28 protein-coding genes are annotated in these 23,805 nt (G+C 33.5%); 24 read left to right on the top strand and 4 right to left on the bottom strand.

All coding sequences use genetic code 11. The features are described 5' to 3' along the window. Positions 1 to 147: 147 nt before the first annotated feature. Positions 148 to 843, top strand: coding sequence for a competence protein CoiA family protein (locus FJOH_RS19085; RefSeq protein WP_012025667.1), 696 nt, complete (start codon positions 148 to 150; stop codon positions 841 to 843). A gap of 74 nt (positions 844 to 917) precedes the next feature. On the opposite strand, the gene FJOH_RS19080 is transcribed toward FJOH_RS19085, so the two are convergent. Both FJOH_RS19080 and FJOH_RS19075 read right to left on the bottom strand, forming a co-directional pair. Then, the gene (locus FJOH_RS19080; RefSeq protein ID WP_012025666.1) at positions 918 to 2,162 is read right to left on the bottom strand and encodes a relaxase/mobilization nuclease domain-containing protein; all 1,245 of its coding nucleotides are present in this window, start codon (positions 2,160 to 2,162) and stop codon (positions 918 to 920) included. Next, positions 2,150 to 2,542: a plasmid mobilization protein gene (locus FJOH_RS19075; RefSeq protein ID WP_012025665.1), complete on the bottom strand. Its 393-nt coding sequence runs from the start codon at positions 2,540 to 2,542 to the stop codon at positions 2,150 to 2,152. Before FJOH_RS19075 ends, FJOH_RS19080 begins: the two co-directional genes overlap by 13 nt. Before the next feature lie 519 nt (positions 2,543 to 3,061). Between FJOH_RS19075 and FJOH_RS19070 the strand changes: the two genes are divergently transcribed. From FJOH_RS19070 to FJOH_RS19045, 6 genes are read left to right on the top strand one after another with little or no spacing between them, the layout of a single operon-like run. After that, entirely contained in the window at positions 3,062 to 3,802 is a 741-nt protein-coding gene (locus FJOH_RS19070) for a DUF6882 domain-containing protein (RefSeq protein ID WP_012025664.1), read from the top strand. 1 nt (position 3,803) lies between these two features. Beyond that, positions 3,804 to 4,736 carry a tetratricopeptide repeat protein gene (locus FJOH_RS19065; RefSeq protein WP_044048383.1) on the top strand — a complete coding sequence of 311 codons (933 nt, stop codon included), beginning with the start codon at positions 3,804 to 3,806 and terminating at the stop codon, positions 4,734 to 4,736. Next, entirely contained in the window at positions 4,733 to 5,224 is a 492-nt protein-coding gene (locus FJOH_RS19060) for a contact-dependent growth inhibition system immunity protein (RefSeq protein WP_012025662.1), read from the top strand. Before FJOH_RS19065 ends, FJOH_RS19060 begins: the two co-directional genes overlap by 4 nt. Positions 5,225 to 5,268: 44 nt before the next feature. Beyond that, on the top strand, positions 5,269 to 5,925 hold the full coding sequence (locus tag FJOH_RS19055; RefSeq protein WP_012025661.1) for a DUF4240 domain-containing protein: 657 nt from the start codon (positions 5,269 to 5,271) through the stop codon (positions 5,923 to 5,925). A gap of 49 nt (positions 5,926 to 5,974) precedes the next feature. Beyond that, positions 5,975 to 6,286 carry a hypothetical protein gene (locus FJOH_RS19050; protein WP_012025660.1) on the top strand — a complete coding sequence of 104 codons (312 nt, stop codon included), beginning with the start codon at positions 5,975 to 5,977 and terminating at the stop codon, positions 6,284 to 6,286. 29 nt (positions 6,287 to 6,315) lie between these two features. Beyond that, the gene (locus tag FJOH_RS19045) at positions 6,316 to 6,975 is read left to right on the top strand and encodes a hypothetical protein (protein WP_012025659.1); all 660 of its coding nucleotides are present in this window, start codon (positions 6,316 to 6,318) and stop codon (positions 6,973 to 6,975) included. 74 nt (positions 6,976 to 7,049) lie between these two features. Here the strand turns inward: FJOH_RS19045 and FJOH_RS19040 are convergent, their stop codons facing one another. After that, positions 7,050 to 7,466, bottom strand: coding sequence for a helix-turn-helix domain-containing protein (locus FJOH_RS19040; protein WP_012025658.1), 417 nt, complete (start codon positions 7,464 to 7,466; stop codon positions 7,050 to 7,052). Positions 7,467 to 7,639: 173 nt separating this feature from the next. Here FJOH_RS19040 and FJOH_RS19035 point away from each other — a divergent pair, with 173 nt between their 5' ends. From FJOH_RS19035 to FJOH_RS18960, 16 genes are all read left to right on the top strand, one after another. Continuing rightward, positions 7,640 to 8,497: a hypothetical protein gene (locus tag FJOH_RS19035; protein WP_044047902.1), complete on the top strand. Its 858-nt coding sequence runs from the start codon at positions 7,640 to 7,642 to the stop codon at positions 8,495 to 8,497. Positions 8,498 to 8,509: 12 nt separating this feature from the next. Next, positions 8,510 to 8,839: a hypothetical protein gene (locus tag FJOH_RS19030; RefSeq protein ID WP_012025656.1), complete on the top strand. Its 330-nt coding sequence runs from the start codon at positions 8,510 to 8,512 to the stop codon at positions 8,837 to 8,839. Positions 8,840 to 8,868: 29 nt separating this feature from the next. Next, positions 8,869 to 9,198 carry a hypothetical protein gene (locus tag FJOH_RS19025; protein WP_012025655.1) on the top strand — a complete coding sequence of 110 codons (330 nt, stop codon included), beginning with the start codon at positions 8,869 to 8,871 and terminating at the stop codon, positions 9,196 to 9,198. Positions 9,199 to 9,560: 362 nt separating this feature from the next. Continuing rightward, the gene (locus tag FJOH_RS19020) at positions 9,561 to 10,124 is read left to right on the top strand and encodes a hypothetical protein (RefSeq protein WP_012025654.1); all 564 of its coding nucleotides are present in this window, start codon (positions 9,561 to 9,563) and stop codon (positions 10,122 to 10,124) included. A 4-nt stretch (positions 10,125 to 10,128) separates the two neighbouring features. Then, complete coding sequence (locus FJOH_RS19015) at positions 10,129 to 11,799, top strand: RNA-dependent RNA polymerase family protein (RefSeq protein ID WP_012025653.1); 1,671 nt, start codon at positions 10,129 to 10,131, stop codon at positions 11,797 to 11,799. A gap of 177 nt (positions 11,800 to 11,976) precedes the next feature. Further along, complete coding sequence (locus tag FJOH_RS19010) at positions 11,977 to 12,894, top strand: tyrosine-type recombinase/integrase (RefSeq protein WP_012025652.1); 918 nt, start codon at positions 11,977 to 11,979, stop codon at positions 12,892 to 12,894. Between the two features lie 11 nt (positions 12,895 to 12,905). Beyond that, positions 12,906 to 13,781 carry a tyrosine-type recombinase/integrase gene (locus FJOH_RS19005; RefSeq protein WP_012025651.1) on the top strand — a complete coding sequence of 292 codons (876 nt, stop codon included), beginning with the start codon at positions 12,906 to 12,908 and terminating at the stop codon, positions 13,779 to 13,781. 98 nt (positions 13,782 to 13,879) lie between these two features. Next, positions 13,880 to 14,392, top strand: coding sequence for a hypothetical protein (locus FJOH_RS19000; RefSeq protein WP_012025650.1), 513 nt, complete (start codon positions 13,880 to 13,882; stop codon positions 14,390 to 14,392). 5 nt (positions 14,393 to 14,397) lie between these two features. Beyond that, on the top strand, positions 14,398 to 14,868 hold the full coding sequence (locus FJOH_RS18995) for a helix-turn-helix transcriptional regulator (protein ID WP_044048381.1): 471 nt from the start codon (positions 14,398 to 14,400) through the stop codon (positions 14,866 to 14,868). A 303-nt stretch (positions 14,869 to 15,171) separates the two neighbouring features. Beyond that, positions 15,172 to 16,224: a protein kinase domain-containing protein gene (locus tag FJOH_RS18990; protein ID WP_012025648.1), complete on the top strand. Its 1,053-nt coding sequence runs from the start codon at positions 15,172 to 15,174 to the stop codon at positions 16,222 to 16,224. Between the two features lie 2 nt (positions 16,225 to 16,226). Next, positions 16,227 to 17,786, top strand: coding sequence for a tetratricopeptide repeat protein (locus FJOH_RS18985; protein ID WP_012025647.1), 1,560 nt, complete (start codon positions 16,227 to 16,229; stop codon positions 17,784 to 17,786). A gap of 106 nt (positions 17,787 to 17,892) precedes the next feature. Next, positions 17,893 to 18,156: a hypothetical protein gene (locus FJOH_RS18980; protein ID WP_044047899.1), complete on the top strand. Its 264-nt coding sequence runs from the start codon at positions 17,893 to 17,895 to the stop codon at positions 18,154 to 18,156. A gap of 20 nt (positions 18,157 to 18,176) precedes the next feature. Further along, complete coding sequence (locus FJOH_RS18975) at positions 18,177 to 19,226, top strand: hypothetical protein (RefSeq protein WP_012025646.1); 1,050 nt, start codon at positions 18,177 to 18,179, stop codon at positions 19,224 to 19,226. A 215-nt stretch (positions 19,227 to 19,441) separates the two neighbouring features. Further along, positions 19,442 to 20,338: an RHS repeat-associated core domain-containing protein gene (locus FJOH_RS18970; RefSeq protein ID WP_235023096.1), complete on the top strand. Its 897-nt coding sequence runs from the start codon at positions 19,442 to 19,444 to the stop codon at positions 20,336 to 20,338. 8 nt (positions 20,339 to 20,346) lie between these two features. Beyond that, positions 20,347 to 20,781, top strand: coding sequence for a DUF5958 family protein (locus FJOH_RS18965; protein ID WP_012025644.1), 435 nt, complete (start codon positions 20,347 to 20,349; stop codon positions 20,779 to 20,781). Between the two features lie 354 nt (positions 20,782 to 21,135). After that, a complete protein-coding gene (locus FJOH_RS18960; protein ID WP_044047896.1) occupies positions 21,136 to 21,330 on the top strand; it encodes a hypothetical protein in 195 nt (64 codons plus the stop codon). A 512-nt stretch (positions 21,331 to 21,842) separates the two neighbouring features. Here the strand turns inward: FJOH_RS18960 and FJOH_RS18955 are convergent. Next, positions 21,843 to 22,307 carry a JAB domain-containing protein gene (locus FJOH_RS18955; protein WP_012025643.1) on the bottom strand — a complete coding sequence of 155 codons (465 nt, stop codon included), beginning with the start codon at positions 22,305 to 22,307 and terminating at the stop codon, positions 21,843 to 21,845. A gap of 623 nt (positions 22,308 to 22,930) precedes the next feature. Between FJOH_RS18955 and FJOH_RS18950 the strand changes: the two genes are divergently transcribed. Continuing rightward, on the top strand, positions 22,931 to 23,665 hold the full coding sequence (locus FJOH_RS18950; protein WP_123875709.1) for a hypothetical protein: 735 nt from the start codon (positions 22,931 to 22,933) through the stop codon (positions 23,663 to 23,665). The last annotated feature ends 140 nt before the right edge of the window (positions 23,666 to 23,805 follow it).

The raw sequence follows: 23,805 nt of genomic DNA, 5'->3' as shown, positions 1-23,805 counted from the left end.
ATTGTTTTTTATGTGATTTTAATTTCTATAAATTCCTCTTACTTTTAGTGATATTTACAACGATGACTGATCAGACTAATTTGACTAGAACTGTTTAAATAAAACGTTATTAGTAATTTTAATCAATGAATTTTAAATAATTATAATATGTCTGAATATGCTGTTACTGTTGATGGAGAATTACTTGATTCAAATTTGTTTGAAGAAAAATCTTGGGATCAATTAAAAAAAGATTACAAGATTGGCGATTTGAAAATGATATGCTGTGGAGCTAATGCCGTTCCTAAAACGAGTATTAAATACAATAGATTTTTTGCACATCAATCCATTGAATGTACTACTGCGCCAGAGACTATCTGGCATAAGACATCAAAAAAGATTATAGTGGAGGAATTTTCTAAATTAGGTTTTAGAGCAATTGAAGAGCAAATTGGGAATGGATGGATTGCGGATGTTTATGTGGAATTAGATGGTCGAAAAATTGCCATTGAACTTCAGCAATCTCCTCAAACACTTAAAGTTTATTTTGAAAGACAAAAAAAATATTCAGAATTTCAAATTGAAGCATATTGGCTATTATTTCCTCCTCGATATCTTACAATTATTAAAGCAATAAAACATTATCGATTAAAAAATGAGTTCAATAATAAATGTCCTAATGCAGGTTTTTTTCCATCATTGAATAATCTTCCTGTTTTCTATATTGATGATATTGAATATAAGATCAAAGGTGTAGGTTTATTCAACCACACAATAGAAGATTTTGTAATTAGTATTGTAAATAACAAACTATCTTATCTCAGTACTTGGTATATAGAAGGAAAAAAAACTTTACTAAAATAGTTTATCTATAGTATGGATGTACTAACGAAAATAGGAGACAAAGTTAAGGGTGTAATTTTACACCCTTAATTATTTTAAATCCCTTTATAAAGACTTCTTTTCTTCTTCTGTTTAAATTTTTTCGAAACATAGTCATTTATCTTTTCCCCACGGAGCAGTATAGCAACCAGATTTTCTTTTACAAACTCTTGCGATTCGAGATTTTGAAAGATTTCTGAATCGGTTGAATTGGACTTTTGGTATTTCCTTTCAAGTGCAAGAATGTTCATTGCACAGCTTTCCTGTATTCCTTTTGCACTGAATTCTTTACTCAGACTGCTTTCATTGACAACGGTCTGTGCTTTAAAGTCGATAAAAGTAATTCCATAAAGATTTCCCTCACTGCTTTTTCTTAAAATAGTATGAATCGCTTCATCTTTGAGCCTTTCGGATAATCTCTCTACGGAAGTCATTCTTTCATCATAAAAAGCCTGTCTCAAAGCATTTCTGACATGATTTTTGCAATATTCCTTCTTTGTTTCGTTTACCTTGAATTTTTCCTCCAGAAATTTTAAGGTAGGTCTGCTGTAGAATTCACTGGCTTTTATGGGCACGCCTATCGGTTTTGAATTTTGGTCAAGTATCTTGTAAAGCAATCCATTATTTTTAAAAACTCTAGATTCCTCGCTTCCTCTGTCTGCATGAACATAGTAGAGGTTTAAAACCGCGTTGAGTTCAGGCAGGCTTGAATATTTATAGTCAAACAATACCTGATTTAAAACTGAATTGATTGCCTTTCTGGACTCTGCTTTTCCGTATTGGACTCTGCCGACATCTATCGGATTTAATGAAAATTGTTCTTTCTGTTTTCTTCCTTCGGCTTTTACAAGCCCGAACATTTCTTCAATTTCTTTTCGGGCAGGTTCTGATTTTCTGATTCCCAGTAAATGCAGATCGATTCTTTTTCCGTCTCTCTGAATGTTGTTTGTCACTATATGGCAGTGCGGATGCCCTGCATCATGATGCTGGTATACTAGATAAGGCTGTCTGCCGAATCCCAGTTTTTCCATATAGGTGTCTGCAATTTCAGCCAGTTTTTCTTTCGAATGATTCTCCGATGGATCAAAGTTGAGCGAGATGTGCACTGTGTTTCGCTTCGCATTTGTATTGAGTTCTGCCAGTTTCAAGAAGCGGTTTAATTTTGAAGTGAAATTCAGTTTTTCCAATTTCAATGGATAATTCACAGCACTTATACATTCAGCCTTTCCGATCTCAACTTTATTTTCGTTGTAATTCAGAATACCTCTTATGGACGAGCTTGTTTTTATCACTGCAACCATTTTTCTGCGATTTTGTGGGTGTGGACTGAAACCTCCTCCATTTTATCAAAAAGCCTTTCTCTTTGGATTTCGAACAGATAAAGATGTCCTTTGAATTCGGGAACTGTTTTGAGCGTGTTTATTTTTCTGGCAATCTGATTGATATTATTGCCTATTGCCCTTAATTCGGAAGTAAGTAAAGCTGTCTCTTCCATCAGTTCGTCTAACGACTGGTTTCTGTAAGTGGCTACAATTGGTTTGTTGAATAAGTGGCTTCTGATGTGGTCACTTAATTTTCGGCAGGTGCTTGCTCTGAATCTTTTTTCCAGTTCGGCATACTCCAATGGAGTGAATCGCAGTCCCACGATTCGTGTTCTGTTTGATTTTTCTCTTTTCATCATCTTTCATTTTCATTGTTATCAAACTCTTATCTTTTAAGTTTCTCCACCGCCGAGTTCCGAGGCAATGGGTGGCAAGATAGGCGGTTGTTAAACAACCGTTCATCTTGCTGATTGCAGGAACGTGGCAATCTTTGGAGATTTTTAAAAGTCAGCAACTAAATTAAAGAGAATTTTTCAATTTATCATGCGCAAAATATGGTCATGATGGCCGTAGGCTGTTACAATAGATAAATACTTAAAAAAAGAAAAAGGAAAAAAAGAAAGCAGTCTTCAATTGGACTTTCAGACAGTTGAAGTGCTATAAGTCCCGAAGGGCATTTTTTGAGGAACGAAGAAAAATGTTATGCGCACTTCTCTGGCTGTGTCCAATACCTTGCTTTGCTTTTTTTTATTTGCTTTTTTCACTTTGAAGAGAAGAAATTGTTTTTATATTCGTACAAAAATAACACTTAGCATTTTAATCAGAGTTTGTGATTTGCTTATACATTTACAGCTAGGATTACTATAAAAACATTAGATATGGCATATGAAGATTTCTTAACAGATTGTTTTGGCGAATTACAAAAAATGCAAGATGATTTAAATAAAGCGTATGATATTAATTCTTTTACAAGTTGGAACTATGACCAGCCGAGTGGCATTATAACACTATCTAAGCCTGATAAAACTATTAATTTCAGATATTATCAAGTTGGAACTTATTCCACAGCATCTAAAACTTGGAAATGGTCGTGGGACAATGAAAATACATCTAAAAACGTAGTCGTTGATATTGAAAAAATTAAAGGTTTTGGAATTGCAAATAACTATGAAAATCTAATTAATGGGGAATTTCCATCTTATGATGAGATAGGATGGGAATTATCTTCTATCTGCTGTAATTTAATAGGCGGTATTGGCGTGTATAGGCCTGTTGTTGATCACTTAAAAATTCACATTGTATTAACTGAACTGATTGATAATGATTTAGCAGAAAGAGAAAAGACCAAATATGTTGATTGCGAAAATCATGAGAGAAGAAGAAGGGCATTTATCTGCCAGCATTTAAAAGAAGGAAGCAAAAACGGATTCGAAGAATCATTTGAAACATTTGAAGATATGGAATTCGAATATGAAGATGATGATTTTGTGGCTTGGTGTAACGAATGTGAGAAATTGAGAATCAAAGAAGGTGGTTTGTCAGAAAAATGCTGGGAAGAAGGCAAATTTAAAATTGTTTGTGAAAAGTGCTATTTCAAAATTAAAGAAACAAATACCTAAAATGAAAAATCAAATTCTGATTTTATTAATATTTTTAAAAACGTTAGCAGCCCAAGGGCAAAGTAAAATGGAAAATAAATTTATCACTTGGGATGATTTTGTAAAAGGATTTGGTAAAGAGATGGTTTCCGCTGAAGACGTATTTAAAAATATGTCTGACAGTGGATTGAAAGACAATTGTCTAACTAAAATGGATTTTACTTTTATTTCTGACGATAAGGAAAATCTAATCCGATTATCTGAATTCTTAAGTTCCCATTATCCATATGTATTGCATGAAGTTAAAAAATACGGATCACTTTGGGAAGTAAACGGAGAAACAAATGAAATACCAATGACTGCAGAAAATTTAATGTATTGGAGTTTGGATATGTACAAAAGAGGATATGAATTTGATTCAACTCTTGATGCTTATGGAGGATTATTTGATCCGCGAAGCCCAAATTTTCCAGACTTGGCCAATTCGAAAGCGGAGTACTATTTTGATAAAGGTATTGACTGTTATAACAATGGAGATTTAAGTGGCTCAATATTTAATTGGTCATTGGCAATTGCAATTGATTCGAAAGATTCAAATGCTTATTATTCAAGAGCAATTGTAAAGAATGAACTTTACACTTGGAAATCTGCTCTTAAAGATTATGACAAAGCTATAGAGATTGCTCCAAAATTTGGAAGTGCTTTAATAAATAGATGCGGATTAAAAGATGAAAACGGAGACTATCAAGGTGCGATTGCAGATTATGAAAAAGTACTGCAGTTTGATGATTCATCACTTGAAAATAAGCAGCAGGCATATTTTAATCTTGGAAATACAAAACTTAATTTAAACGATAAAAGAGCAGCTTGTGAAAATTGGAATAGAGCATTAGAACTTGGTGCCGATTATGCTAAAGATAAAATTGATGAATACTGTAAAGGAAAAAAGAAATGAATTTTCTTAAAACTATTTTTGGCAGTAAAAAGCCAGTTATACAAAGTATTAGTGTAATAAAATATCCTGATAGAATTTTCTTTGAAACTTATTATAAAATAGTCAACTCATATTCTACAAGATCGAAAGAAATTACAATCTCAGAAATCAATATTTCAGATTTTGAAATAGGTAAAACAATTCTTAAACATCTCGACTTATCTAGAACAATAAAGAATTTTACTAAACAGGAAAGAGTAGAAAATTATGAAGCGTACAAAAAAATTACGGGATTAAAATCTATAAAAGCTCAGATGAAAGATTCAGTTTATGTATCTATTAGCCGCCAAAATAATCAGATTACATTCTACCCGACAATTAATGGGGGAACTTCTGGCCAGCGAAAAGGATATCATTTCTTAGACGAAGAAAAAATCGTTATTGAAGATAGTGAAGATTTTCAATCAATTGGAGAAGCATTGAAATTAGCTTTTGAGAAATGTAGCTGAATAACAGAAGTTTTAAAAAAAAAAACAGTAGTTAATAGTAGAAAATGAAAAAGTTTAAAATCATATTATTTTTAATGTTGACGATAATTTCATGTCAGTTAAAAAACAAAAATGAATCAGAAGGAAAAAGTAAAAAGATAGCTAGTGAATTTATAAAAGGAAATAAAATGGATGAAACTGAATTCTGGAAAATAATTGATTATTCAATTGCAAATTCCAAGAATGATAAATTAGAACAGGAAAAAACAATTGTTGAGAAACTATCTGCCTACAATCCTGAGCAAATTATTGAATTTGAAATAATTCTTAGACAGCTAATTATTCAAGCAGATGATTTTAAAATAATGGGAGCTCAAAAAATTATAGAAGGATATGTTTCTGATGACAGTTATTTATATTTTCGCTGTTGGTTAATTGGTAAAGGAGAAGAAATTTATAAGGAAACCATTAGAAATCCTGATGTTTTGTCAGATAGCATTAGTAGAGAAGATGAGTTCGATTTTGAGGAACTATTATACGTTTCAACAAAAGCATATAAAATAAAAACAGGTAAAATTGAAGAAGATGCAACCTTTCCAAGGGATGTCGCATATCTAAAAGGTTTAGATTATGATTTTGGGGCACCGCCAACGAAAGGCGTGGATTGGAAAGAGGAAGATCTACCAGTAACATATCCTAAATTATGGAGGTTCTTTAATTAAAAAATAGCCAATATTTATCGAAATAAAATAAACAAAAAAAATGTGAGATATGACATTAAGCCAAGCGATAATAAAATGTATGGATTATATAGATACTGACGAGTCTATGTATTCAATTTATGCTAAAAAAGTAAATGGAAGATTCCGTCCAGATTCAGAAGCTTTAGTTTTAAAATTGACAATTGACGAAATGGAAATGAAATCAATTGAAGTGGCTGAAAAAAAATGTCCAGGATTTGACTATTTTTTAGAAATATTTGTTTTAAAAGATTTTTACGAAGATTTATTAAAACTTGAAGAATTCAAATCAGATACGAAAAAGGTAGAAAGAATTATTTATTATGCAGAATTTGATGCTTAAATAAAACGGATAATTATTAAAAACATGATATGATAGAAAAACTGCTAAAAAAAACTAACGATAAAAAGTTTTATAATGATTGCGATTTGAAGCTTGAATCTTATCGATTTGAAACTTCAACTAGTTATTTAGAAATGATATTCTCGATTAATCAGAACAGTTATGATATACCTATTGAATATGAAGAATGGAAATTATCATGTAGAAATACTGAAAAATTTGACGGTTTTTTTTGGAGCTTAACTTTGCCCTACGTTAAAATGAAAATTTTGCAGCATCATCCTCTATTGTTAATCTTTCATGAAAACGAAATTGAATGTGAAATCACGGGCAGGCCATCGAATGTCAATGAATTTATTGGAGATGTCAGTTATGCTCTGGAGAGAGAAACTGGAAATTGGATTACCGTCAATGAATACTTTTGGAATAATGAGGAATTCTACCAAAATTATGCAAAGAGAACAATCATGATGCCTAAGTCTCTAGGGAATTCCATACTGAAAGTTTGTGAAAAGCATGATATGGGCTTTCAAATAAAAAGTGAACTTGTTGGTGAAAAAAAGGGATATGCAGATAAACCAAATGCTAAAATTCTCATTTTTGGCAATGAAGATGTTAGTCCTAATGATTTTAATCTTAGACAGCCATATATAATCGCAGAAGAATTTACCGCAGAAAGAATTAAATAATGCGACGGAATATAAAACAAAAAAGAGACTCTAAAGTCTCTTTTTGTGCGAATTAATATATCTTTTATAAAAGCTTATTTAGCTTTTAGCAATTTTTCCAGATACTCAATCTTATCCTGTTCGGATTTCAATAATCTTTCGTAAAGTTTTTTATTTTCTTCGTAAACTTCAACTAGTTTGTCAAGAGGATTAAAATGACAAATATTTTGGTTACCTATTGGTCCTTGATTAATACTATTGTCACTAAAAGTGTTGAAATAATTAATCACTCCTTCATCAGAAAAATTTTTAATTGCTTCCACGCTTACTCCTAAAGCTTTTGCCACTTCTTTCAATTTTTCATCATCTATTTCTTCACTATTTTCTAATATCGAAACAGTCTGCTGGTTTGTTCCCATAGCCTGTGCGAGTGCTTCCTGTTTCATGTCTTTCAGTTCACGGATACGGCTGATCTTGCGCCCCATGTGGTTTGGTTTTGTTAATGTACTCATAGCTCAAAGATAATAATTAAGAATAAAAAAGAGGAATTCATGTATGATACAAAAAATCTCATGTACGGTACGGTAAAATTTGATGCCGTACGGTACAAGTAATTGCTTACTTGCCTGTGTGTTAAACAAAAATACAATTTTTCAGACAAGTATTAACTAAAATGAGTAAAATTATGAAAGCAATTCAAAACACCGCATCCGATTTAATTTATCGAGTTATTTCACAGAACATCGATCCAATTGGCATTTACTGTTTTGCAGAGAAGAAAAGCAGTTATACTTTTAATGAGCCTTTCCAGAAACCCGCTCAGAAAGAAAAGCATGTCCATCTTTATCTGCTGGTTATAACCGAAGAGTTCGAGGATAATATCGGCAATGACCTGACCGACAAGATAAAGAGCAGATCAAGAGGCCAGATAACGGTAACGATTCTCATGCACAGCCTGAGAAACATCGTCAAATTATATGGAGACCAGCAGTATTTCTTCTGGAATATTTTTAAGAATGCGCAGAGGATCCATATAGATGCATACAGATCACCAATAATCTGGGCGAAAAATCCAGAAAAGAGATATGTGAAAAGCACTTCAGCATACGCAGGAGACAGAAGAAATGTTAGTGAATCGATCTGGGATCTTATCTATAATAACGACCAGTATTTTTCCTATGAAGTCAGAATGTGTTCCCTTCATCAGATAGTGGAACAGACCTGTCTTTCCCTTATAAGGGTATTTCTTGGATATACCCCTAATCATTTTTCTCTGGGCTACTTATTTGAGCTGTGCGAATACTTCACAAGCATGACTTCTGAATATTTTCCCCGAAACAGCAGTGATGAAAAAAACATGTTCAAGATTTTGAAAAAGAACCCAAATACGCTTCGATTCAGCAGAACAAACAGTTTTGGTTACGATTATTATGGAATGATGGAAGGCAGATGCCGTGATTTTATGAAAGAAGCGGAAGCCATGATCCAGAAGGAATTGGAGAGGCTTGAGGGAATTCATCAGCAGGAAGTTTTATCAGCATAAAAAAATGAAGTTATGGAAACCGATAAAATAAAAAAACTGGAAGACATCAGGGTGTTAAGCGGAAAACTGCTTAATGCCCTGAAACCAGCTGACGACAAAAGGGGCATGTATAATGCAGAGATAAGGGTTTATGACTATTGCGAACTCGGTTCTGTTGTAAGGAATCTGATGAAGCTGTGCATTATCGCTTTAGATCAGGACAGCGCAGAAGTTCCCCCCACGATTGAAAACCAATATATTGATGTGGGGCTTATACTGGGAATTGCTCTTCAGCTGTTTCCAGTTGACGAGTTTGAATTTTTAAATGAGATTACGGATCTGTTTTCAGAAGAAACAGAATAGCGCAGATTAAAATTTAATATTTTAAAATTATGGAAACGGACAAAATAAAAACACTGGATGAATTTAAAGATTTTGCATCTTATCATTTTAAGCTTCTGAAACCCATTCAGGACAAAGAGGGGGAGTCAATACGCGAGATAAAATTTTACGGCTACTCGGATATGACATGTCTGGGAGTGAATCTCATTAGAATGTGCCTGAATATAATTTATTCGGACGAGCTTGATAACAGGGAAATATACATAGGCTCTGTTCTGGAGCTTGCCCTTCAGCTGATTCCAAGGGCTGAAATAGAAGTTCTGGATGAAATATATAAAATGGTGAATGAGAAGCGGGAAACTGAGGAGTCTACCCAATGACGCCAAAACCGCGTTCATGTACATATTATCTCCATGACGCTCAGACAAAAGAGCTTTATCTTTGTCTGAATTAAAATTACGTTCTACGGCTTTCACAAGTATATTTTACCATTGAAAGTGAAAGCAATACCAATTATCTTTGAAATTATCCCCACCAAATTTTGAGCAGGATGCGCATTGAAATCTGGTTTATCTTTGCAGTAGAAATCTACTAATAGATTTCTATTCTCATAAACTGCCGTTCCCTGTCACAGACGGCCTTTAATTAACGCCCATACCGCACTTCCGCCTGAAAGATTATTTCAGGCAGGGCATCGCTGTGTTTATATCAGCGCAGAAACCAATTAAAAAAATTAAAGCATATGGAAAGTTTAGAATCGCTGTTCCGTTCATTTGAAACTGGCATCAGAAGCGCAAAGGCTGTAAAGCCCAAAGCGTACCTGAAAAGCATCGGACTGGAATATTCAGACCTGAGAATAGGCTTTAATTCGGGACAGTTCCACCACCGCAAGACCCTTAAATCCAAAGAAAGGTTTGAGGAGCTTGGAGTAATAACCAAGAGTGATGCAGGAGTGCGGGATAATTCTCTGACTGCCTATACCGTCTTCGGACGCTACGGGCTTATATTCCCCCTGCTGGACAGAGACAGTGCGATTGTAAACTATTTTGCGCTTCGTTTTGATCTGGACAGCCCTCGGGAGGAATATCTAAACCGGAAAGGAATCTATCCTGCATATCCCCATCCGCTTACCAGAAAGCTCTATCTGGCTCCGACTGTCATTGACTGCGCCAGCCTGATGCAGAGCAGAATACTGGATCAGAGGGAAGCGGTTATTGCACTTCATGACGGTGAACTGCTCGATGAGCATATTGAAATTATTAAATCATTAAATGGACTGGAATCAATAGTAATCTTTAAGCGGTGAGAAAATGGAGAAGATCAGATTACAAATGCAGGAGGCAAGACCAGATGTTCCGCTTTCAATAGCGGAACTTCCCGAGGGGCACAGTCTGAATGACATGTGGGTCAATTATGGAGCGGAAGGGATATCGAATCTTTTAAAAAGCGCAAAAACGGAAAAAGCAGGCGAAGGACTGCAGATTGTAAACGGCTACAAAATCAGCTACAAAGGCCTCTCGGGGACTTTCTTTGTTCTGGGAAACCTGCCGATGGATTTGGGAAATCTCAGGATTTCGCTTCAGATTGTGGAATACAATACCAACAGAAAGCACAGGCTTAAAATCGACCTGTTCGATTTTGCAGGAGTTCAGAGCCAGTGCACGGACTTATCCGAAAAGCAGGGTTTTGATTATGACAGCCTTGAAAAAGATCTGGTAACGCTTACCGATCTTCTGGAACAGCACAGGGAATCGCTTTTTGAGGCTGAAATAAACCCGATTGCGGAACGTTTTGCCGAAAAAGAGCTTACGCCTCAGGCGCAGGAAAATGCAGTCGCATTTCTCACAAAACCAAAACTTCTGGAAAATATAGACAGCCTTTTGGAACAGAACGGCATCGTTGGGGAAGAAGAAAACAGGATCGTGCTTTTCATTCTGGCATCGAGCTATAAGATGCCGTACCTGATGCACGGACTTGTTCAGGGATCAAGCGGTGAGGGAAAAAGCCACCTGATAAACGGCATTGCAGGATGCATGCCTCAGGAGGATGTGATGAACATGACACGCATTACAAGCAAATCGCTTTACCATTACAGGGATAAGGAACTGATTAATAAGCTGATTGTCATTCAGGATTTTGACGGGCTTGATGAAGAGGCGCAGTATGCCTTCAGGGAAATGCAGTCGGCCAAGTTCCTGACCAGTTCCACTGTGGTAAAAGACATATTCGGAAACAACAGGGGAAGGATCAAACAGGTGCAGGCGCACTTTGCCAGCCTGACCACAACCACAAGAGCTGAGGTGTATTACGACAACATGAGCCGTTCGGTGATCTTGGGCGTGGATGAAAGCCAACAGCAGACACTGAGGATCATTAAAAAGCAGAACCTTAAAACAGCAGGACATTCAAACGGCGAAAAGGAAGAGCAGGCAAAACAGCTTTTAAGAAATGTGATGCGCGTGCTTAAATCTTACGAGGTTGTAAATCCCTTTGCCGATAAGCTCAGCCTTCCGCTGGAAGCCAGAATGCTCAGAAGACTGAACTCGCAGTTCCAGAACTTTGTCTGCCAGATTACAATCCTGCACCAGTACCAGAGAAAAACCGACACTAAAGGCAGATTAATCACTGACAAAGCTGATATAAAATCAGCCGTCGATCTTTTCTTCAGTTCAATTATCATCAAAGTGGATGAGCTTGATAAAAGCACGAGACAGTTTTTTGAGAAGCTGAAGGACTTTATAAAAAAGCAGAAGGAAGGAACATCAAAAAAGTTCACGGCAAGAGAGATCAGACAGGGGCTGAATATCAGCAAGACATCTGCTTTCAGATACATGCAGTTACTTCAGGAATTGGAATACATCCAGCCTGTCGAGGGGTCATTCAACAGGGGATTTAAATTTATGATCTCCTACTGGGATGATATGGAAAAACTCAAAACCAGAATCCGAAAAGAACTGCACAGACAGCTTGAAGAGTTCTAAAAAAAAACAAAAAATCAGAAGAAAACTAGAAAAGTGGAACACCACGGAACGCCAGCGGAACACTGGAAGCCTTGAAAACACTGGCAATACGATACTGGTGTTCCGCGTTCCGCGGAGTGTGCACGAGGGTGTTTTCAAAATCCAAAAAAAACAGTATTTAATTAAAGGAAAAAGGCAATGAAAAAAACGATACAGAGCAGGGAATTTCTAAGGCTCACAGTGGCCTTCGGAGAATTTGTAAAAGTCAGGAACTACAAGCAGGGAAGATCAAACCTTTATAAAAACATCATAACGGAATTTCTGATCTGGCTGGAACAGGCAGGAATCAGCAGAATTCAGAATGTAACTTCTAAAGAATCCGTGAAGTATCTGGAATATCTTTCTTCAAGACCAAAGAAAAGGGGAAACGGCATTCTGGCTGAAAAAACAATCAAGCTGCATCTTTTTGTGCACGGGCTGTTTCAGGTTTATCTGCTGGAAAACAAAGAAATCCAGAATACCTATTATATCCCATCCATAACAGGCGGAACTCAGAAGCCTAGAAACATTCTAACGATTGAAGAAATCAGGCTGGTCTATGAGCATGCCGAGAATGAAATGGAAAAGGCCCTGCTTTCCATTGCCTACGGATGCGGACTCAGACGATCTGAAATTGCCAGCCTTGATCTAAAAGATGTCAATCTCATTAAAGGAATGCTGGTTGTAAGGCAGGGAAAAGGAAACAAAAGACGTGAAGTTCCAATGAGCGATACGGTTCTGGACTATCTTACAAAATATGTCAGGGATGAAAGGCCTGAAAGGCTGACAGGGAGAAACCAGAATGAGGAAGCCTTTTTCATCAACAGCAGAGGCAGAAGATCGACAGGAGAAAACCTCAATGAGATTTTAAACAAGATGATTGAGCAGACAGGAAAATTCGAGCTTGTCCAGAAAGAAATCACGCTTCACTGCCTTCGCCACAGCATTGCCTATCATCTGGCAGAGAATAACGCGGGAATCGATTTTATACGCACTTTTCTGGGGCATACCCAGATCAATACCACCTACATATACGCTGTCCAGAACAAGAAAAGAAAACCAGTTGTAAACTTCTAAAAACCTAACCAATGGAAAACAAGAAACCCGATCTGGAAAATTACCTGAGAGGAATTGTAGCAGAGAAGACAGCGCAAAGCTATCTCTATACAATCAATCATTTTTTAAAGACCAATCCAAAGGCTAAAAGATACCAGTACAAAGATATAGTCAAATACATGGATAAAATCAGCCAGAAACAGTCAAACGTGCAGTACCGAATCAGAATACTCTCAGCCATTAAAAAATATTATGACTATCTGGTGATGTACGGCTATAGAAATGACCATCCCTGCAGAAAACTTAATATCAAGATTAAGGGCAACCAGACCATTCAGGTGCAGGATCTGTTCAACAGAACAGAACTGCAGCTTTTAATGGAACGCGAGAACCGCTACAAACATCTTGACATGAGAAACAATGTTCTGATTTCACTTTTGATCTATCAGGGGCTGGCAAGTGATGAAATAGCAAGGCTGGCTGTAAAAGATATTGATCTGGATAACGGCACAGTTTACATAAAAGGCTCTGCCAATCTCAATAAAAGAACGCTGGAGCTTGTGCCTAAGCAGATGATACTGTTTCATAATTACATAAATGAAACACGTCCTGCCTTACTGCGCGGGAGCAGTGATAAATTCATATTGACAAAGCTTGGACAGCCCATTGTTGTGAACAGCATTCATGCCATGATTGAGCCGTTAAGAGGATTATTCCCAGACAGAAAACTAAACCCTCAGACTATCAGAATGAGCGTGATCTGCAACTGGCTTAACGAGAAAAACATTTCATTGGAAAGAGTTCAGGAACTGGCAGGGCATAAATGGCCGGGAACGACCGAGAAATATATCAAAGTCAACAGCTCACATCAGAGAGAACTGATAAACAGATATTTTCCAAGTATTTAATGCAATAAAGATTGATATTAAACTAATCTTAAAGTGTAAATAAATTATACAAAATGTATAATTTATTTGTACATTTGTCTAACGAATAATTTCAGATAATGAATGTAAAAATACTGAAAATTGAAACGGATGATTTAGTAAATGCTGAAATTTTAGATATTAAATCAGTTAAAGTTAATCTGCCTTCCATAACAGACGGATGGAGATTCAATTTTAAAAAGCATTCAAAAGAAACAGGCCATGAAACTTATATTTTAGTGAGTGAAGAAACTCCAGATATAATTGAAGGGTGTCTGATCTTTGAAATGAAAAGCAAGATTGAACCCTATATGGCTTTCGTTGAAGTGGCTCCGCACAACAGAGGGGACAGCAGAAAATATGATAAAGTAGCAGGCTGTCTGATTGCTTTTGCCTGCAGGCTGAGTTTTAAATACGGCAAAGATGATTATTTAGGATATTTGGCTTTCGATGTTTTAGAGGAAGAACAAGAAAATCAGATAAAGCTCATGGCTGTTTATTCAACAAAATATTATGCTCTAAGATATGGAGAGACAACAATGATTATTCCTCCTGTGGGCGGTGAAAAATTAATTACAGAGTTTTTAAATTAATGGATATGAAAAATAAAGAAATTCAAATTAGTGATATTTGGAATGACAAGAAAAAAGCTGACTTAAAAGAAATTATTAAATCACATTCTTCCACACAATCCAAAGAACAGATATTAAAGAATCAATTGCTTTCTATTCAGTTTAAATTGGAAGATTACATCCAGAGTGAGAATGAAACGCAGATTTTAAAAATTCTCGATTTTGTTAAGATGTATTTGAAAGCGCTTAATCTTTCTAAAAAAACATTAGCAGCTCATTTTGAAATGCGAGACAGTAATCTTCATAAGTATCTATCAGGAGAAAGAAAATTAAATGCTCAGCTTGCATTAAAGCTCAGTACTTTTTCACATACTAAACCAGACCAATGGTTTAGAGTTGAATTAAAGAATGAAATGATTCAATTGAAGAAAGAAGAATCTGCAAATATTGAAGTATATAAAAAATACGATTACCGTAATTTATTAGAAGCAGTGTAAAATTCATTGTAAACTAAAAAAGCCCTCTATTATGAGGGCTTTTTTATAATTAATATATAAAATCTTAAACAATCTAAGTTTTTTTGAAATTAAAAATCACTTTAGATTACGGTTATCCGTAAAAGTTAAAGTGTCAAGTATTATATATTTGATCGGATAATATTTTATCAATGATAAAATTACTATCAACGAGATTTTCTAAAAGATTAATGCATATTTTTAGCTAGTTTTTTTTTAAAAAACTGATAATCATTTATTTATTGGGATTCATTAAATTGCAGAACATATAATAACTTAAAACATATGACAGTAAAACCTGATTGTGCGGCAGAATCTCTTGAAGGCAGAGTATTAAAAAATGGTTGGAGAGTTAATAAAAAAATAGAACCTAAACCTGGCTCATCAGGTGGATTTTTCAGTGTTTGTTATTTGGTTAGTAACGGCGAAAAAGAAGCTTTTTTAAAAGCAATAAACTTTAATGCTTTTTTTCAGTTGCACGCTGGTAAGAGTATAATGGATATTTTAAATGAACAGTCAGCAGCTTTTAAATTTGAGAAAGATTTACTTTTGAGATGTAAAAACAATAAATTATCAAAAGTTTCACTTATTCTTGATGAAGGTGAAGAGCACATTCCTGATTTTACCATTCCAGGTGTCCCTTATTTAATATTTGAAATGGCTGAAGGAGATTTGAGAGAACACATAAATTTTACTAAAAATGTTGAAATACATTGGAAGTTGAAATCTCTACATAACGTAGCAGTTGCTCTAAAACAATTACATGGAGTTGGAATATCTCATCAAGATTTAAAACCTTCCAACATTCTTCTTTACGAAAATAAGACTGTTACTAAAGTTGGAGATTTAGGAAGATCATTATGTATGGATATTGCTGCACCACATGACAATGGTGGATTTACTGGGGCTAATTCTTATACACCGCCAGAGTACTTGTACGGTTATTCAGAGTCAAATTTCTTCAAAAAAACAGGTGCTACGGATATGTATCTTCTAGGAAGTTTAATTGTTTTTTATTTTACAGGAGCAAACATGACATCATTAATAGGTAAAAATCTTGATCCCTCCTTTCACTGGACAGCTTTCAGAGGCAGTTTTGATGACATTAAAGACTATTTAGTTCATAGCTTCCCATTAGCACTTAAAGAGTTTAAAAAGTCTATAGACAAAAAAGATTTGGCGGAAGATTTGGCAGAAATTGTTAAAATATGCTGTTACCCTATACCTGGAAAAAGAGGTTTTCCTGTCGTATTTTCAACTACTAGAAACCAGTATGATTTCGGTAAGATAGTTACTAAACTGGATATTTTGGCAAAAAAATCTTATTTAAAACTTTAGTTATGGGAATGTTTGACATTAAAGAGCGAAGATTAATTCCTAATTGGAGGGACTTTAAAAGAACTGTGCAATTGGGTGAGTTGAGTATATCAAATAAAAATATTGATAAAGTAGAAATAAATATCGATCATGTCATTCATGATTGGGGCTATAAAAAAAATGCAGGAACTGCTGCTGAAATGATTAATGCCTGCTATATTTCAGGAATTGCTAATATTTTAGAAATTAAGGAAGCGATTGACTTTATCCATAAAAATCCTGAAAATAGTTCTGAAAGTTTATTAGAGCTGATTAATATTATTAATGAAAGTTCACAACAAGGGCATCAACAAAATTTCAAGCATTTATTAGAGACTGATTACGAAACAATAGAACAGTTCCAATCTCTTATTAATAATAAAGTTTTATACAAACTAATTAATAAAACAAAAAATAAAATAAGAGAAGAAATTCTTAATCCAATTAATTGGATTGAATTAGCACGTTTATATTCTATAAATGGTCAATCAGATCAGGCAAAACCATCAGTATTAACAGCTTTACATTTAGCCCCTGATAATCGTTTTATATTGAGATCAGCAACTAGATACTTTATTCACAACGGTGATTATGATCAAGCACTTTATTATCTAAAAAAATCTAAATCATTAAAAAACGACCCTTGGCTTATTTCTGCTCATATTGCCACTTCTTCTTTAATGAATCGATATTCGCCATTAATTAAGACAGGTATTAGTTTAACTTCTTCTGGTCAATTTTCAAATTTTGAGTTAACGGAATTGTCTGGTTCTCTCGGTACATTAGAATTTAATGCAGGATCATTTAAAAATGCAAAACGATTATTTGAAAAATCTATGTTGGCTCCAAATGATAATAGTCTGGCTCAAATTGAATGGATAGCAAAAGATGACTATAGATTTAAAATAAACCTCTCTGAATTTGATAGTGTAATTAATCCTTTTGAGGCATATGCTATTGATAAGTTTGAAAAAGGGGATTGGAAAGAAGCCTTTTATAACTGTTTAAAATGGTTTTCGGATACTCCATTTTCAAAAAGGCCAATATTACTTGGCTGCTATTTAGCAGGTTCATTGTTAAATGATGTTGATGCTGCAATAACGCTGTGTAAAATTGGACTAAAAGCCAATCCTCATCATGTTGTACTATTAAATAACATCATTTACTATTCAGCATTAGCTGGTAAATTTGAAAAAATTGACCATTATTTTGAGCAAATGAATATTTCTACTTTTGAGGATTTGCCAGAAAATGATAAGCCTGTTATTCAAGCTACTGCTGGATTGACAAATTTTAGAAGAGGAAAAATAGATGATGGGAAAAAATGGTATAAATTAGCGATTGTAAATAGTGAAAAAATTAAAAACGATTACTTTAAAAATTCAGCGATTCTTAACTATACCAGAGAATTGATAATAAGCAGACAGCCAGAAAGATTTGAATATATTGAGACTGTTAAGAAAATGAAATTAGTAAATAAAGATTTAATATTTATAAAAGAAAGTATTTTAAAATTAAATCAATCAAGTGAAATAGTAATTTAGATTCTCTCAAGTTTTAAAAATAATGCTATAGAGTTTACAAGTATCTTTTAAATAATTTTTTAACTTACTTTAGATCAAAGTTGGTTTTCACATCTAAAATATAAATATGGAACAAGAATCGAAAATTTTTTCAATAATAGAGAAAATAAAAACCCCATTATCTATAACGGGCATAGCATTATTAATCATGTATTTGGTCATTAAACAAATTCTTGGATTAAATATTTATGAAAATGTTGGTGCTGAGAATACTTTTAAAATTATTGACAAAATAATTAATTATCTTTTTGTGATAGCGATTGTTTCATTGGCATTAGGTATTGGAGCTTATTGTATATCTAAATTAAAAAAAAAGCAAAGCCGGAAATAATAAATGTTTCGGTAGATAATATGGTTAAAGACTTTGCAATTGAAAGATTTTTCAAAAAGCATAATTCGAGTCATAAAAATAAATATATTGAAATCTTAGATCTTAAATTTATAAATAATGGTGATGGAACTGCTTACATAACAAGTGTTGATGTTGAGATATTAAGCTGTAACATAAATAGGTCGCCAAATCTAGTTTTAGAATGTGATATTGAGGATGGAAAAATTAAAATTTATTGTAAAAATTTAGGTTGGGGATCAGCAAAGATCAAAAAATCAATTTTATCAAATTCAGAACTGAAGAAAATAACAAATCAACAGTCATTTGAGTTAATAATTGAATCTGGTGATAAGAAAAAGATTTTAGAACTTGAACTTAAAATTGATAAGCTCGAGTTTGATGAGATTTTATTGAAAAGAAGCAAGATTTTTTCCCAAATTTCTGAATTGCTTGAGTCAAAAGACAGTAATGTTTTTAATTATAAAGAAATAGATCTTTATTTGTCAGAAAATGAAAGATGGCATATTGAAGAGTACTTTGAAAATTTAAAAGTGGTTCCGATTTTTGAAGAGAGACAAAAATGGCATATCCAATATTTTAAACACAAGCAAGTTCAACATGTTCCTGTCAATGAACATCCCCGAATTACTGTTGAATTTTTGGATGAAAATGATAATGAATATAAAAAGAATTTCACAATTGAAAAGTGTGATCTTTGGTTTAATGAAAAAGAGTTGATAAATAACCCAAAACAGTTATACTATAGTCTAAGAAAACCTGAAGATATCTACTTAGTTATTTTGTGTCCAGAAAAAAATAGAAATAAGAAATATAATCTTTCACATTATATTAAAGGTGGTGATGTTGAAAGACTACATTTTTTATTTGCTTCTGAAAAGACGGCAGATTATGTTGTTCGATTTGTATTCTATTTTAATAAGGGTGAAAAAATCCAGTCGGATTTATTCAAATTATCACTCTATACAGAAAACAGAAAAGACTTTTTTTATGATAAAATTCATGATGGTAGCCATTTTGCATTCAATGATGGTGAATGGAGGCTTGAATGACATTTAAACTTTTAATATATTTAGCCTACTACAACAATAAATTATTTAATTGATTATTTCAATGGAATTAATTACTATTAAAAAATTTTTGAACTACGTTCTTATTTATATAGAGATTTTTTGCAAAGGAATCATTCTTTCTATAGAAAAATTTTGCGGACCCTTATAAGTATAAGTACAATGGTCAGGAGTTCCAAGACGAGATGGGGCTTAACATGACAGCGATGGACTATCGTCAATATGATAATGCTTTAGGAAGATTTAATTCTATTGATGCTTTATCAGAAATGAATTATTCTGTATCTCCTTTCACTTTTTCTTATAATAATCCTATTTTTTGGTCTGACCCAACAGGATTACTTTCTCAAGCATTTGTAGATTCTTTAGTACAGAATAGTGATAATGATAAGTCTACCAAATGGGTAAATGATGGCGGTGGAACTTTCTCAAGAGAAGATGGAAGAGGAATGGCTGACCAAGAGACGGGAGAGTTTACTGGGTTTGATGCTTTGAAAGAAGTCACGGTTACAGGTAGAAAAACTTCTGGTGGTGGCTCTCATCTTGATGGTAATATTGGTGGACTTGCACAAAGTAAAGCTTATAGTTTCGGGAAGTTTTATGAAGGATGGAGGAGTGATTTTAGGACTAAACAAATTGATGATACTCAAGATTGGATGGCTGGATTAGGAACTGCTGACCCGTCGGGAATAATTGATGGGATTAATGCAGTTGGATATTTATTAAGAGGTCAAACAGGCAATGCGGCGATTGCGGCAATTGCTATACTACCATATGTAGGAGATGCAGCTAAAGGTGCTAAATATTCTAAAGGTGTTCTTAGTGCTTCGGAATTATTAAGAATTGAAAATGCCGCAACTAGAATTGGTAAACCTATAACCGTTGTTGGTAGTAGAGCTAGTGGAACTGCAAAGGCGTATTCGGATTGGGATTATGTAATAGAAGGAGGATTAAATAGTAAAAATTGGAGTAAAATTAAAAATTCTTTGCCAGGTGCAAAATCAACTATTGATAATATGGCTAGAAATATTGATATTTTTACAGGTGCAGTGAGAACGGAATTGCCACACATAACAGTATTACCTCGTAAATAAATATAGAAATGGAATTATTAAAAGAGATTCAAGTAAATAAATTTGGACAAAATTTAGTTGAAATAAATGATTTGTCGAATGTATTTAGTTTACTAACTTTAAATGAGAAAAAAGAATTTTTGAACGATATTCTTTTTCTAATAATGCAATCAAAACCTAAAGAAGAAGATATTGAAAATGCAATTAAAGAAAGTAATTTAAAAAAAACTTATACACCATGTATTTTAATTCAAAAAGGTGTTGCAAATCATAATTTAAAGAAACTTTTAGAGTTGCCAGAAAACGAGATTAATAAATCGTTTATTCTGCTTTTGCATTTGTTTAAAATATCTTATAGCAGAAGATTTGAAATTGAAAAGAACGATGAGAATAAATGGTGGTACTGGGATTTATCTGATGATGAAAAAGTGAAAGCTATAATAGAAAATCGTGGAATTTTATAGATTAATTTTCACAAAGCCATTCCTTAAATGGAGTGGCTTTTGCTTTTATAGCACTTGAAAAGTGGTTAATGTATCGGATGTGTTGATAAAAAGAAACATTAAATTCCATTTATAACAAATAAGCGTTAATCCTGCTCCGCAGGATCAACGCTTATTTTCTTTATTAAGGTTTTATAAGACCCTGATGTCCCAGGTGCTGCTGATGGAACAACTGGTGGATTTGGCAGACTGGGAGAAGCATTAATAGAGGCAGTCTGGAAAGTAACGATTTTAAAAATTCAGGATTTATAGTATTTTCTAGAACATTAAATCAAATAGGAACAACTCTAACAAATAAAAACAAAAAATAAGACTATGGCAAAAGAACCTTTCGCAGCGAAACTTACCTCAATTTGGATTGGGGGATTTTTCTTTTGGATTATAAAAGGATTTAAAGGTAGCATTAGTGATCAATACATTCAAGCGTATGAAAACAGAAATGTTTGGACAGGATATATATTAATGTTATTATTTGCGGGTATAATAGGATATTTTATATTCAAAAATTGAGATTTATTGTTTTAAAAGCAATATGTAATCTTAGTTTGATGTACTAACGATAATTAGAGACATAGTTAGGGTGCCTTTTGGGTAATGTATCAGATGTGTTGGTGGTTAATTATTGCATAAAACATTTGCAGATTATCAATGATTTATATTGGTAATGTTATTAGATGTGTTGGTGGTTAATTATTGCATCACACATTTACAGATTATCAATGATTTATATTAATATCGTATAAAAATTTGGTAATGTATCAGATGTGTTGGGGGTTAATTATTGCATCTAACATTTACAGAAAATCAGATATTTACATTAATATAGGATAAAATAAAAAAACAGCCTTTGGGCTGTTTTTTTATTTTATAATGCCTTAAATCGAAAAAAATGAGCTTAAACCAGACTAGGTGTTACAGATGTGTTGGGGATATTCGAAAGATGATAAAGTATGGAAAGACAAAGCCTGGCATTCAAAGATAAATTTGCAGAGTATTCCAATATAAAAAATGGTACATGGCGCCTATAAGGCTCCTTCATCCGCAAAGGAGTAGTAAGTCTCCGAGGTTATGATTAGATGATCCAATAGTTTTATATCAAGCAGTTCACCTGCCTGTCTGATCTTTGCAGTCATATGTTTATCTGCTTCTGAAGGGCTTGTATTTCCTGAGGGATGATTATGTGTAATCATAATGTTTGTAGCATTTGCTTTAAGGGCTGCCGAAAATATCATGCGAAGATCTACTATAGTTCCTGTTATTCCTCCCGAGGACATTTCGTAAAGTCCTAAGGCTTTGAATGAATGATTCAGAAACAAGATCTTGAATTGTTCAAAATAATCTATCTTACCCTGATCCCATGAGGATTTCAAAAGTAAGTAAGCGTCTTTGGATGATTTGATCTGAGGTCTTTCAGAGGTTTTGATTTTTGATTTGTAGATTAATTCAATTTCCGATACAATCTGCCATTTTTGATTTAAAGTTTCCATAATTTTTAAATTTTAAATTAATTATGGAACATCAATTGGAAATCATCCAGCAAGCGCAAAAAGCAACGCAATAAAGCAGGATTTATATCCTGCATTTATGGGGGAATTTTTTGCAAGCGCCCGCAGGTGATTCCCGAACTTTGTGACTAAATTAAATGAGATATTATAATATTGTATATTCAAAAAACAAATTCAATTTATAAAACTATGGTTCGAACCCCTCCGGGGTCAAATTTAAAAACAAAAGTGTGCCAACTATTAATCTTGTAGATTTTTCAATTCTAGTGACCTTGACGGTACAGAATTCGAACCATTTAATGGCAGATTTGAAAATTTTAAATTATGCTTAATTTTTTGATTAGACGCTAATATTACTCTTGATTATCGCGTTTGTGCTGATTCAATAAAAGTAACAAGTCCTCTGAATTTTACACCCTTGTCAGCACGAAAAGCATTCAACGAATTAAAAGTTCTTTTGTTTATTTACAAGTTTATTATTATATATTTGATAATAAATTAATACTGATCCTTATCAGATATATCTGCCCAATTTTGGGTGATAGGTCTAATGTTGTCAGTAGTATATACTAGTTATGCCTCATGCTAAATCGCAACATACGAAAATGAGTAAAGTAAAGATTAAATTGATAATACTTGGACAACTCCCTGTTGACCTTGACAAATTAAAATTATCAAATTGGAAATCAGAAGTATTTGAAATTGTTGGACAAATAGACAACTATTCTATTGTCAATAATGCCGACGGTTTAAGTTGGGAATTTTCAGATGAAAATATTGAAGAACAACTTCCTGAAAATTATGACGGAGATTTTTTGATAGCAATGACTCATGTTCCCTTAGAGAACAATTATTATGCAAGACGTTTTGCCAATAATAGAATTTGTATGACATTTTATGAAATGGCAGACATACTAAATATTAATAATATTCCAATTGAAAATTTAGTTTATAGACTTCTGTATTCTTATACTTTAATCTATAAAAGACATGGAAATCGAATGCCGTCAAGAGACGAAATTACATCTTTTACACACGACGAAACGAGAGGTTGTTTATTTGATATGAACGGTATAAAAAGTGATGTGGTTTATTCAACAAATAATCCTATTATTTGCGACCAGTGCGTTCAAAAATTGACTGCTGAAAAAGTGCCTTTAAATATAATATCTGAGATTAAAGAAGAACTTAAATCTGTAAAAAAAGGAATTTATTACAGACTTGCTGACTTAATTAAAAAATATCCTGTTTGGGCAATTTTACTCTCTACAATTTCAGCATTTATAATTGGTACTTTAGGCTCATTAATCGCGACAATTATTTGGGAAAAACTAATCTAAAAAAAGCACGAAGGCAACAGCTAATTAAGCGTAAGTTGGGTATTGGTGTCTATTAAAAGTTGGTTTTGTATTTGCAAAATTTGAGTTTAATTGAAATAAATCGCATTTTAATCCCAACCTGTGCCTATTAGCAGAAGGTT

This window comes from Flavobacterium johnsoniae UW101, assembly GCF_000016645.1.
In the GTDB taxonomy this organism is placed as follows: domain Bacteria; phylum Bacteroidota; class Bacteroidia; order Flavobacteriales; family Flavobacteriaceae; genus Flavobacterium; species Flavobacterium johnsoniae.
The sequence above is the reverse complement of the archived record's forward strand: the minus strand, read 5'-3'. Positions and strand labels throughout refer to the sequence as shown.